General features: G+C 63.2%; 9 protein-coding genes. All 9 read right to left on the bottom strand.

The annotated features are described in order from the left end of the window. Window positions 1–149: 149 nt before the first annotated feature. On the bottom strand, window positions 150–1,412 hold the full coding sequence (locus AC5ZG1_RS26685) for a TetR/AcrR family transcriptional regulator (RefSeq protein WP_496134549.1): 1,263 nt from the start codon (window positions 1,410–1,412) through the stop codon (window positions 150–152). After that, window positions 1,412–2,410 (bottom strand): ABC transporter ATP-binding protein, encoded by a 999-nt coding sequence (locus AC5ZG1_RS26680; protein WP_496134548.1) that lies wholly within the window; start codon window positions 2,408–2,410, stop codon window positions 1,412–1,414. The genes AC5ZG1_RS26685 and AC5ZG1_RS26680 overlap by 1 nt, the downstream gene beginning before the upstream one ends. Continuing rightward, window positions 2,403–3,395, bottom strand: coding sequence for an ABC transporter ATP-binding protein (locus tag AC5ZG1_RS26675; RefSeq protein ID WP_464349753.1), 993 nt, complete (start codon window positions 3,393–3,395; stop codon window positions 2,403–2,405). The genes AC5ZG1_RS26680 and AC5ZG1_RS26675 overlap by 8 nt, the downstream gene beginning before the upstream one ends. Before the next feature lie 11 nt (window positions 3,396–3,406). Beyond that, on the bottom strand, window positions 3,407–5,113 hold the full coding sequence (locus AC5ZG1_RS26670; RefSeq protein WP_496134547.1) for an ABC transporter substrate-binding protein: 1,707 nt from the start codon (window positions 5,111–5,113) through the stop codon (window positions 3,407–3,409). Window positions 5,114–5,154: 41 nt separating this feature from the next. Continuing rightward, on the bottom strand, window positions 5,155–6,054 hold the full coding sequence (locus AC5ZG1_RS26665) for an ABC transporter permease (protein WP_496134546.1): 900 nt from the start codon (window positions 6,052–6,054) through the stop codon (window positions 5,155–5,157). Further along, window positions 6,051–7,004: an ABC transporter permease gene (locus tag AC5ZG1_RS26660; protein ID WP_028162678.1), complete on the bottom strand. Its 954-nt coding sequence runs from the start codon at window positions 7,002–7,004 to the stop codon at window positions 6,051–6,053. Before AC5ZG1_RS26660 ends, AC5ZG1_RS26665 begins: the two co-directional genes overlap by 4 nt. 552 nt (window positions 7,005–7,556) lie before the next feature. Beyond that, window positions 7,557–9,887: a mechanosensitive ion channel domain-containing protein gene (locus AC5ZG1_RS26655; RefSeq protein ID WP_496134545.1), complete on the bottom strand. Its 2,331-nt coding sequence runs from the start codon at window positions 9,885–9,887 to the stop codon at window positions 7,557–7,559. Window positions 9,888–10,176: 289 nt separating this feature from the next. Beyond that, the gene (locus AC5ZG1_RS26650; RefSeq protein WP_496134544.1) at window positions 10,177–11,034 is read right to left on the bottom strand and encodes an aromatic ring-hydroxylating dioxygenase subunit alpha; all 858 of its coding nucleotides are present in this window, start codon (window positions 11,032–11,034) and stop codon (window positions 10,177–10,179) included. Window positions 11,035–11,063: 29 nt separating this feature from the next. Then, entirely contained in the window at window positions 11,064–12,464 is a 1,401-nt protein-coding gene (locus AC5ZG1_RS26645) for an 8-oxoguanine deaminase (protein ID WP_496134543.1), read from the bottom strand. Window positions 12,465–12,468 lie beyond the last annotated feature (4 nt).

Below are 12,468 nucleotides of genomic sequence, written 5' to 3'. Positions count from 1 at the left end.
TCGGATCGCATCGTGAGATGCGATCCGGGTGAGGGGGATGAGCTCCATCGAGGAACCGTAACCCCTCACCCGGCGCTACGCGCCGACCTCTCCCTATGGGAGAGGTGAACAACCGCGATCACGCCGATTCAAACAATACTCATCATGCTCTAGCGCAGCGAATTCTCTGTCGACAACAGACCGGTGAAGAGGGGACGAACGTAGAGCCGAACTGCGTTCTCCGCCGTGATCGCTGGTGTCCACCGCTCCAACTCCGATGCAGCATTGACCATCGTCGACACGAGCTGCGCGGCAATGGAGGCGTCGAGCACGCGAACCTGACCCTGTTCCATTCCTTCGACGATGAACCTGCCGAAGCGTTCGGTGAGGCGGTTGAGCCCGGCCTGGGCATCCTTGCGCTGGCCGAGCGGGAGCGCACCCCAGGCGGTGATCCGCAGCAGGGGTCCCTGATCGGACAGTTGAAAGCGGACGAGCTCCCGCGCGCTCGTGCAGAGGCGGGCCCAGCCGGAGGGGCTGCGCTCGATGGCGAGCGACTGCATCCTCCGCACCACGTCAAAGGTCCGCTCGAAGCAGGCGATGATCAATTCGTCCTTGCTCGCGTAGTGATGATAGAACGATCCCTTGGTCAGGTTGAGGCTGCTCGCGATCCGCTCCAGCGATGCGCCGCGATAGCCCTGTTCATTCACCATCATGGTGGCCGCGCGCAAGAAGGCCTCTGGAACGACATCCCGTGCGGTCGCGGCTCGCGGCCAACCGAGCTCGGGCGCTGCGCCTTCCCGCCAGGACTTGGGCGAGCGGGCAAGGCCATCGATCAGGATCGCAGACATCCGTTCAGCCGCTGGCCGATAGTCGGACGGCTCATAGCGTGAGATCCACGCCCGCATCATATTAACGAGCGACAGCAGGAGGTGGGTCCGGGCATTTCGCGACAGGCGATCGTCCGCCGACTCGCCGGCGGGAAGGAGAGAGCGCACGTTGCGGAACAGATCGTTATAGGCGTCGAATACGCGACGCGCATGAGATCCGGTCAATGCGCGGATATCGTTGAAGAACACCAGCTCGTCCCGCGCGCCGGTGGCGATCTCCGCCAACAGATCGGCATAGCCGCATACGTAGCTGCGGAGTCTGTCTTCCGGCCGGTTCTCCCGTGCCGCGTCGAGGACCACGGTTTTGGTTGTCTCTATCGCCGCAAGCAGACAGGCCGCCGCGAGATCCTCCTTGCGGCGATAGTAATAGGTGATGCTGTGGGTCAGCAGCCCGACATCCCCAGCGATCTCGGCCAAAGTCGCGCCCTTCAGGCCATCGCGGTTGAACAGTCGCGCCGAGGTTCCGATGATCGCCTCGCGCCGCTTCAGGTATTTTTGCGTGTACGCAGCCGGATCACCGCGCCGCGTCGACCTCTCGGACGGCATTATTGTGCGGCCATGTCGTGCAGGTGGCAAGCCACGGCCCGACCGGCACCGAGGTCGCGCAACGCAGGGTCCTCGTGTCGGCAGCGATCGATCGCAAGCGGACAGCGCGTGTGGAAGCGGCAGCCGGACGGCGGATTCATCGCGCTCGGCACCTCGCCCGAGACCGGAACGCGCTTGCGGGTGGCCTCGACAACGGGATCGGCGACCGGCACGGCCGCCAGCAGCGCCTGGGTATAGGGATGGAGCGGCTTTCGATAGATCTCGTCCCGTGCCGCGATTTCGACGATCCGGCCAAGATACATCACGGCGATGCGGTCACTGACGTGGCGGACCACGGCGAGGTCGTGGGCGATGAAGAGATAGGCCATTCCGAGCCGCTGCTGCAGCTCGACGAAGACGTTCACGACCTGCGCCTGGATCGACACGTCAAGCGCGGAGACCGGCTCATCGCAGATAATCAGCGCGGGCTCGAGCGCCAGCGCGCGCGCGATGCCGATCCGCTGTCGCTGGCCGCCGGAGAATTCGTGTGGAAAGCGGTCGGCCATGTCAGGCAGCAGCCCGACCGTCCGCATCAGCTGCGCGATCCGTTGATCAAAGGCCTTTCTGTCGTTCGCGAGGCCATGAACCTCGAGCGGTTCGCCGATGATGTCGCGGACCTTCATCCGCGGATTGAGCGATCCGAAGGGGTCCTGATAGACCATCTGCATGCGCCGGCGCAGCGGACGCAGGCTGGACTTGTCGAAATGGGTGATGTCCTTGCCCTCGAACTCGATGCGCCCCCCAGACGGCTCCAGCATCCGGAGGATTGCAAGGCCCGTTGTCGACTTTCCGCAACCGCTTTCGCCGACAAGGCCAAGCGTTTCGCCGCGCTTCAACTGGAACGAGACGCCGTCGACGGCCTTTACCGTCGCCACCTGCTTGCGGAACACCGCGCCCTTGTGCACGGGAAAGTGCACCTGCAGATCATCGACGCGGAGGAGGACATCGGCCTCAGACATGTGCAGGTGTCTCCAGCCAGCAGGCGGTTTGGTGTTGCGGTCCGATTTCGGAAAGCGCCGGCCGCTCGCGGTGGCAAAGGTCGGTGGCCTGCTTGCAACGCGGCGCGAACGCGCATCCTGTCGGGAGCCGGGCGAGGTTGGGCGGCTGTCCGTCGATCGGCACCAGACGTTTATTGGTGTCGCCGTCGAGCCGCGGCACCGATGCCATCAAGCCGCGCGTATAAGGGTGGCGGGGATTGGCATAAAGCTCGCGCGCGGGCGCCTGTTCCACCACGCGCCCCGCATACATCACGACGACCCGGTCGGCATAGCGTGCGACCACTCCGAGGTCGTGCGTGATCAGGATCAGCGAGCAGCGAGAGCCTTGCGCGAGATCCTTCAACAGGTCGAGGATCTGCGCCTGAACCGTGACGTCGAGCGCCGTGGTCGGCTCGTCCGCGATGATCAGCCGCGGCTCGCAGGCCAGTGCCATCGCGATCATGGCGCGCTGGCGCATGCCGCCCGAGAACTGATGCGGATAGGCGCGGAGCCGCGATTCCGTATCCGACATCCGCACCCGGCCGAGCAGTTGTTTCGCGGTACCAAGCGCTGCATCCCAGGGCTTGCGTCGATGGACATTGATCGGTTCGGCAACCTGCAATCCCACCGTGAGCACCGGGTTGAGCGAGCTCATCGGCTCCTGAAAGATCATGGCGATTCGGTTGCCACGAATCTCCATGATCTCGCGCTCGGAAAGCTTGGTGAGATCGGTGCCTTCGAACAGGATCTCGCCGCTTTCGATCCGGCCGGGCGGCGAGGGAATCAGGCGCAGGATCGACAGCGCCGTCACGCTTTTGCCTGAGCCCGACTCGCCGACAACAGCCACCGTTTCTCCCACGCCGACATCGAAGGAGACATCATCGACGGCGGTCACCGCTCCCCGGCCGCGACCGAACCGGGTCACGAGGTTGCGTACGCTGAGGAGAGGTTTGGCTGCCGCCGTCATTTGCGAGGCCTCTAGTAACCAAGCTTCTTCTTGAGATCCTGATCGATCCAGAGTCGAGCATGGATCGGACCGGGTCGTTCGGAGCCGACACGCAGTTCGCCGCCATAGTTCTTCACCCACGGCCACCATGCCGTATAAAAGTAGTCGACGGGCAGCCAGATATAGGGGGCCTTGTCCACGATCTCGCGCGTCAGCGCCTTGATCATTTCCTGGCGCTTGGACTCGTCCCGCTCCAGGTAGACGTCGTTCATCTTCTTGTCGAATTCGGGATCGGAGTATTGCGACGGATTCCAGGTCTGCTTGGTGACGAAGCTCTTGCGGATCGAGGTCGTGGGATTGGTGTGGCCGTTGCGCATGAAATAGCCGGCGGCGTTGGTCTTCGTCGTCATGGCGGAGAGGAAGGCGCCATATTCCATCGGCTGGATCTCCAGCTTGACGCCGACTTTCTCCAGATAGGCCGCGACCAGCGGCAGCAAATCCATGTGATCCGGCGAGCAGGAGCAGACCTGGACCTTGAAGGAGAAGCCGTTGGGATAGCCGGCTTCCTTCAGCAGGGCCTTCGCCTTCTCCGGATTGTAGGTGAAGAGCTCCTTCACACTGTCGGGCATACTTTCCAGTGGCTCGTAGTAGCCGATGTAATCCGGATGCATGGGATAGGCGAACAGTTCGGCATTGCCATTATAATAGGAAGCCACGATCTCCTTCTTGTTGACCGCCATGTTCAGCGCGCGCCGCACGCGAATGTCGTCGAACGGCTTGGTGTCGACGCGCATGGCAAGGAAGGTGCCGCCGGTGCCGAGCGAACGCGACCACTGCAATTGGGGCGCACTCTTCTTCAATTCGTCTACGGCGGTCCATCTGATCGCTTCGAGAAGGTCGAGCTTGGCCGTGCGCAGCGCGGTGAGGAACGTGGCCTCATCCTTGATAGTGCGATAGACGATCTTGTCGACGAACGGGAGCTTGTACTCCTGGCCGGCGATCTTTTCCTTGTCCCAGTAGACCGGGTTCTTCGAGAATGTGACGGCGTTGCCCTGGATATAGTCCGTCAGCATGAACGGGCCGGTGCCGTTGGCGTTCTTCCAGTTGCCGGCGCCGGCGTCGACCACTTCCTTCGGCACGATGCCGGAATAGTAGCCCCAGCCGAAACGGTAATCCCACTCGGCGTGATAGTTGTTGAAGGTAAAGACAACCGTGTGCGGGTCCGTCGCCTCGACTTTCGCCACATGATCGAAATAGGTCGGGACCTTCTTCGGGCTCTTGTCGAGGCGGGTGTAGCTTTGCACGACGTCGTCGGCGACGAGCTCGCGTGAGGCCATTACGCCCGGCTTTTCGGGAAACATCACGCCTTTGCGGAGCTTGACCTCGACGCGGAGCGGATTTTCCTTCCATTCCCAGCTTTCCGCGAGTTCGCCCTTGACGGCGTCGCTCGGCAGCCAGGCATCCGGCACGAAGCTGTATTTGCCGCCGTTGCGCTTTGCCTTGGAAAGATCGCCGACAAAGAGCTGCTCGTACATCAGCCCGGTGTCCTGCTGGAATTTCCAGGTCCAGTCGGCGGGATCCCACGATAGCGGCGACAGCGTCACGTAGACCATGCCGATGTTGAGCGTGCCGCCGACTTGCGGCTTTTCGTCCGCCAGGGCAGGCGACTGCGACAGGCCAAGCGTAGCTGCGATGGCCAAACCTCGCGCGAGACTGCCGAACGTCGTCTTCCGATCCATGCTTCTCTCCCTCCTCTTTGTTTGTTTTGTATGCCCGCCGGCTATCGCGATCCGCGCATGCGCGGGTCGAGCAGATCGCGCAACGCATCGCCAAAGACGTTGGTGGCATAGACCACGATCGTCAGGCAGAGGCCCGGCGCCAGCGCCAGCCATGGACCCTGGAACATGTAGGTTCGGCCGCTGCCCGACAGCAGTCCGCCCCAGGTCGGCGCCGGCGGCGGAACGCCAAGCCCGAGGAACGACAGTCCGGACTCGACGAGGATCACGGCGCCGACGCGGGTGGTGAACAGCACGATGATCGGCGGCATGATGTTGGGCAGGATATGCCGCCAGAGGATGCGGCCGGTGGAGGCGCCGATCGACTGGCTGGCGTGCACATACATGTGCTCGCGCACGGAGACGACGGCGCCACGGATGATGCGCGAACCGGCGATGCCGAAGGCAAGGCTCAACACGCCGATGATTTGCGGCATGCCCGGACCGACCACGGAGACGACAGCGATCAGGATCACGAGTTCGGGAAAGGACATGTAGGCATCGACGAATCGCTGCGTGATCAGATCGAAGCGGCCGCCGAGATAGCCCGTCAGTGCGCCGATCAGCACCGAGATCACGGTTGCAAGAAACGCGGCCGAGAAACCGATGATCACCGAAAGGCGGGCGCCATACAGGCAGCGCGAGAACAGGTCCCGGCCGAGATTGTCGGTGCCGAAGAGATGCGCCCAGGACGGCGGCTTGAGCCGCTGTATGGGATTGATCTCGTTGAAGCCATAGGGCGCCAGCACATCCGCGAACAGGCCGGCAAAGACGAACAGCAGAAAGATGATCCCGGCCGCGGCACCAAACGGCTTCTCGCGGAACAGGCGGCCCAGAAACTCCAGTGCCGGGTTGCGTCTCGTCTCCTGACCGACGGAGGGATTGGCCTGTTCGATCGCCGTCATCTGGTCCTCACTCGCGGATCGAGCAGTCCGTAGCTGAGGTCGACCATGAGGTTGATGAGCATCACTGCGAGTCCCACCGTCAGGAACACGCCGGTGACGATCGGGTAGTCCCGCTGATTCACCGCCTCGAGCAGGAGAAGCCCCATGCCGGGGATGACGAAGATCTGCTCGATGATGATGGCGCCGCCGATCAGCAAGGGGGCCTGGAGACCCACCAGCGTAATCACCGGGATAAGCGCGTTGCGCAAGGCGTGGCGCATGATGACGAGGCGTTGGTTGAGACCCTTGGCGCGGGCGGTGCGGATGTAGTCCTGGCGCAGTACCTCCAGCATCATGGTGCGCGTCATGCGCATCGTGACGGCCGACAGGCTCGCGCCGAGAACCATGGCCGGCACGATGATCTGCTTGAGATTCTGGATCGGGTCGTCGGCGAACTTCACATAGTTCACTTCGGGCGACCAGCCCCACCAGATCGATGGGAACACCATGACCATGGTGCCCATCCAGAAGCTCGGCACGGCCAGTAAAAGAATCGAAAACGAGCGCGCGACGAAATCTCCCACCGTGTCCTGCCGGACGGCGGAGTAGACGCCGATCGGCAGCGCGATCACGAGACCCACCGCGAGCGCGATGACGCCGAGCTCAAAGGTGACGGGCAGGCGCTGCAGGACGAGTTCCAGGACCGGAGTCGATTGCCAGAGCGAGCGGCCGAAATCGCCTTTCAAGATGCCGGCGATCCAGATCAGGTATTGTTCGGCCATGGGCTTGTCGAGGCCGAGCGCTTGAACGAGCTGCTCGCGGCTCAGCTTGTCGGCCGCCAGATCGTTCTGGCTCAGCATCATGTCGATCACGTCGCCCGGAATCATCCGTACCGTGGCGAACACGATCAGACTCGCAAACAGCAGCGTGGGGATCAGCGCCAGCAGCCGGCGCACAATGTAGCCGTACAAGGGCCTACCCGCTGATCGTAGCAGCCATCAAGCATGCCGAAAGTTCGAAAAAAGTGTTCGCTGGCTTCACCTTGCAGTCCTCCCTCTTGCAATCGGTCTGTTGCCGATTTTTCGTGAGGAGAAATTTGCCGCTCAGCTTGCGTTGCAACGCGGCAATTTCAAGCGTTTCCCCACTATTGTTTGGATCGTATCACCGGCTAGCGCGCTTGCAACAGCTTCGTGGATGCGTCGACTGCTTCCGAGCACGCTGGCAGCTACCATACTCGGTTTTTGAAAATGCAGATGCGGCTCGTGGCCGCAGTGGAGACTCATAGCGCGTCATCATCACGCCAGAACCTGTCGCCGGGCGCGCCTTTGGCTAGCCCGGTGGGTGGGGCGTCTCGGAGAAGCGTAACAGGTGTGAAGTGGGATTGAAGCGCTATGGCTTTGCTTGAATCGGCGTGACGGCAGTTGTTCACCTCTCCCCGATGGGGAGAGGTGAGGCACCTTCGACCGGGCACCAACTCGAACCTGCCCTTATCACGCGCTAGCTCAACCGGAATATCGCCACGGCTACTCCGCGGCTTCCGCACCGCGTGACTCGTCCTTCCGCTCGAAAGGCGACTGCAACACGAGCATGGTCTGCGGTGGCCGGGCGATCTGGATGTTGAGCTCGTGGAAGCGCTTCTTCATGCGCCGGTAGAACTCGCGCTGCACCGGCCAGCGGCCGGAGTCCGTGCATTGGATCTGGCCGACGATGGTCGTCATGGTGGCATCGACCTTGTCGACACCCCAGAGGTCGAGATCGCCGCGGATCATGTGCTGGAATGCAGGATCCTTGCGCAGCTCGGCGCCGATCTCCTTCAGCACGGCGCCAACGCGATCCGGATCTTCCTTGTAATCCACGTTGACACTGACCGAGGCATTGCCGATGCCACGGTTGGTGTTGGTGACTGATGTCACCGAGCTGAAGGGGATGATGTGCACGGAGCCGTCGCCGGCCCGCAGCCGGATGGTGCGGATCGAGAGGTTCTCGACGACACCAGACAGGCCCGACACGGTGACGAAGTCGCCGACCTGCATCGCGTTCTCGAGCAGAAGGAACAGCCCGGTGATGACGTCCTGCACCAGTTTCTGCGAGCCGAAGCCGATGGCGATGCCGACGATGCCGGCGCCGGCGAGCAGCGGGGCGATGTTGACGCCGAGCTGGCTCAGCGCCGTCAGCGCGACGACGGTGAGGATGATCGACAGCAGCGTCGTGCGCAGCATCGGCAGGAAGGTACGCATCCGCGCCGCGCGGGCGTAGCGTCCTTCGCGCGAGAGCTGCAGCAGATGCTGCTCGATGGCGGCGTTGACCGCTTCCCAGATCGCAAGCGCGACCACGCCGGCGATCGCGACCGTGATCAGCGCCGATAGGAGGCGTCCGCCGATGTGATCGCTGGTGAACCATGCCGCCGCATCCAGGCCCCAGACCTCGAGCAGCGCGATCACGGTGATGACGGCGATCACGCCCGAGACGATGCTCCGCAATGCAGGGAAATACCGGTTGGCGCGTGCTTCGAGGCCCGGAAACTGGCGCGTGAATTCCGGGCTGATGCGGAACACGCGATCCAGCGCCGCCATCATCGCAATCTGTGCCAGCCGCGCGATCAGGAGCACGGCGACACTGGCGACGAAATAGCGGAACAGCAGCGCATAGCCGTTCTGCACCCGCAGCGCCCACACGGTCCATAGCGCGAGGTCGAGGACGATCGCGAGAATGTGCCAGACATCGGCGAAGCGGTTGCGCATCACCACCAGCGGGCCGCGCGCGCCCTCCGGCGCCCGGATCCAGTCGGCGACGCTGCGGCGGCATTGCAGGATGATGACGACCACGAACAGGTGCACCACCAGCATCACCAGCCGAACTACCGCGTGATAGGCCGGGCGGTACAGGCCGAGCAGCAGCGCGATGTTGGCGAGGGCGATGCCGAACACCGTGAAGGCGACGATCCGCCGCCACCAGATGTCGAGATAGGCGGCAGCCTCGTCGCGGATAATGAACAGGCTGGGCTGGCTGGAGGCCGGCGACATCACCGCCGCGGTGACGGCGAGGATGCTGCGGTAGATCACGTAAGCATTGACCATCGCCAGGATGACGACGCGGGGCGTCGGCGCCCGGCCGATGTCGGTTGCGAGCAGGAGATTGCCGATCGCCGCGAAGCAGACCACCGGCAGCAGGTCCAGGAACAGCCGTGCCAATGCAAAGGGAAGCCGGATGGCGAGTTGCCAGGCGTAGGTGAGCGTTGCATGCCAGCGCCGGACCGGCTGCGTTTCGTTGGCCGCACTCGGATCCCGTACGGTATCGACATGCCGCGCGCGTAATGGAATGTAGCGGTCGATGGCGTTGAGCGGACGCCGGATCGCGCGGCGAATGATCCATTCCGCCATGAAAGCGCAGGCGATGACGAGCACGAGCCGCCACGCTGTGTCGAGCAGCATCTGCTGCATGTACGGATTGGTGGTGAGATTGACCAGCCAGCCCCAGATCATCGGAAAATCGGACACCGCGCGGGCCGCGGTGGCGAGCTGGTCCGAGACGTCGCCGAACCAGTCCGAGACTTCGGCCAGAAGCTGCACGCCGAGATTATCGGTGAAGACCGGCGGCGACGCCGAACCTTGCGGCTGCGCTGGCGCGCCGGAGGAGGACGCTTTCGCAATGGTCTGCAGCGTCTGGATGAGCTGCGCCCGCTTGTGGTCGTCCTGCAGAATATCCAGGGTCGCTTGCGCCTGCGCCGCCGCTGTCGGCGGCTGCGGCGGAGGAGGCGGCGACGTGTTCGGGATCATCATCTGCGCTCGCGCAGGCGACATCAGCAGCAGACAGGTGAGCGCAATCGTGATGAGTCGGAGACAGTTGCTCGGCATGAAAACGCTGCGATGATGAGGGGTGGCGGGAATCGCGTGTATTTAACGCGGGTACGGCCATAGTTTGGCATGCCTGTGACAGGCGGCTCACTGCCTGCCAATGCATAGAGCGTTTTCGAGCGAAGCATGCCCTCGGACTTGATCCGAGGGTGGACACCGGTTCGCGTGAAGAAAACGCGTCAAAGCAAGAATCTAGAGCTTCGGTTCTGAAGCAATCAGAACCGAAAACGCTCTAGTCACAAGATGTTCCAGTACCCCTACGAAAATGCCGCTGCAGGAAGCCCTGCCACTACGCCGCCGCGAGCGTGGTTCCGTAGACGACGCCTTTTTCCTTCAGCCAGCGCCGGTATACCACGGAGGAGGCATCCGCCCGGGTCGGGATTTCCGCGCGCGGTTCCAGCGGCAACAGCCGCGGGCGCTGGTTTTCCAGGATGATGCGGTCCTGCAGGAAGATCATCTGCTGGAACTGGATGAGATCGGCGAGTTCTGAGGTGTCGTCGATCAGGAACCCCACCGGGTGGGCGCGGCAATGGTCGGGGTCGAGCGGCTGTACGAACAGGCAGATCACATCCAAGCGATCGGCGGCATTCGGGCAGGTCTTGTAGAGCAGCGTCGCGAAGGGGGCGGCGACCCGGTAGATATATTGCGTGACAATGCCGTCGCTTGCCGATAGCGCCGCCTGCGGCTGGAAGAATTCGCAGTCGGTGGCCCAGACCTCGTCGACGTCGCGGCGGATCTCGGTCGTGTAGTGGCGCACCTCGGTGTGCGGCTCGGCGCCGAGGATGTCGGTGTGGACGAACGGGAAATGCGCCATGTCCAGGAAGTTCTCGACGATGCGCAGGCCCGAAGAACGCACCGAGACCGCGCCGCAGATAACATGCCGCCGGTCCGCTTCGTCGGCTTCGGGAATCGGTAATACGTCGCGGTCGGGGTTTCCGAGCGTGGTCCAGAGGTAGCCGTAACGTTCGCGCACCGGCAGCGGATCGTCGCGATCTTCCGCCGAGACGATGATCGCGCTATCCGCGTCGCGGAACGTGGTCAGCTCAACGCCGAGCAGGCGATTGCGCCGCGGCGATGCCGAGATGTCGGTGAGCGCATCCAGCACATACCACTGGTTCAACGTGCCGGGGTCGATATTGCCATTCATGGTGCAAGCTCCGCTTCGTTGCGGTGGGGCTATTGCCGGTAGATTCGTTGCATGATCTTCGCGTGATCCGCAAGCGAGGCCTCGACGTCGTGATGCACAAATTCTCCGCGGCGGATGATGTTGCGCCCGTTGATGAAGGAATAGTCCACCTTGAACGGGCCGCACATGATCATCGCCGCCAGCGGATCGCGCTGGGTCCCGGAGAGCCCGAGCTGGTTCAATCTGATCGCGATGAAATCCGCGCTCATGCCGGGCGCGAGATAGCCGATGTCGTCGCGACCGAGCAATTTGGCACCGCCGCGCGTCGCCATGTCCAGCGCCTCGCGCGCGGACAGCGCTTTCGGGCTGCCACCAAATCCGCCGCGGCCGCCGGGCGCCTCGGAGAGATAGCGGTGCGGCGCGACGCGCTGCAGCATCTGCGCCAGCCGCGCTTCAAGGAACAGGTTCGAGGTGTCGTTGGAGGCGGAGCCGTCGACGCCGAGCCCGCACGTGACGCCGGCGTCCCGCATCTCGCGGATCTTTGCGATGCCCTGACCGCACCGCATGTTGGCGGAGGGGCAATGCACCATGCCGGTGCCGGTCTCGGCGAAGGTCTTGATCTCGTTGCCGTCGAGGAAGATGGCGTGCGCGAACCAGACGTCCGGCCCCAGCCAGTCGACCGAGCCGGCGAATTCCACTGGCCGCATGCCGTAGATATCGCGGCAATAAACCTCTTCGTCGAGGTCTTCGGCGAGATGCGCGTGCAGGTGCACGGCCTTGTGGCCGCGTGCAAGCTGAGCGGCTTCCTTCATCAGGCCCGGTGTCACCGAGAAGGGCGAGCAGGGCGCGAGCACGATCCGGCTCATCGCGTGCCGGCTCGGATCATGATAGGTCTGGATCAGCCGCTCGGCGTCTTTCAGGATATCCTCTTCCTTCTCGACGCAATTGTCCGGCGGCAGTCCGCCCTGGCTCTTGCCGCGGGACATCGCGCCGCGCGCGGCGTGGAAGCGCAGGCCCAGCTCCTGCGCCGCCTGGATCGTGCTGTCGAGCCGGACATTGTTGGGCTGGATGTAGAGATGGTCGGAGCTCGTAGTGCAGCCGGAGGCGATCAGTTCGGCCATCGCGACGCGGGCCGAGACATAGATCGCCTCGTCATCGAGCTCGGACCAGATCGGATAGAGCGTGGTCAGCCAGACGAACAATTCATCGTCCTGCACCATCACGCGCGTCAGGTTCTGGTACATGTGATGATGCGTGTTGACCATGCCCGGCATCACCAGATGTCCGGAAAGATCGAGCACCTCGTCGGCAGCAAGATGCGCCAGCTCCGCATTGCTGCCGACCGCCTCGATCACATTGTCGCGGACGAACAGCGCGCCACCCTTGATCTCGCGATTGGCGTCGTCGAACGTCGCGAGGTGATCGATGTTCTTTACAAGCAGCGTCGACATAAGC

It is taken from the genome of Bradyrhizobium sp. Leo78, assembly GCF_059512425.1.
The sequence above is the reverse complement of the archived record's forward strand: the minus strand, read 5'-3'. Positions and strand labels throughout refer to the sequence as shown.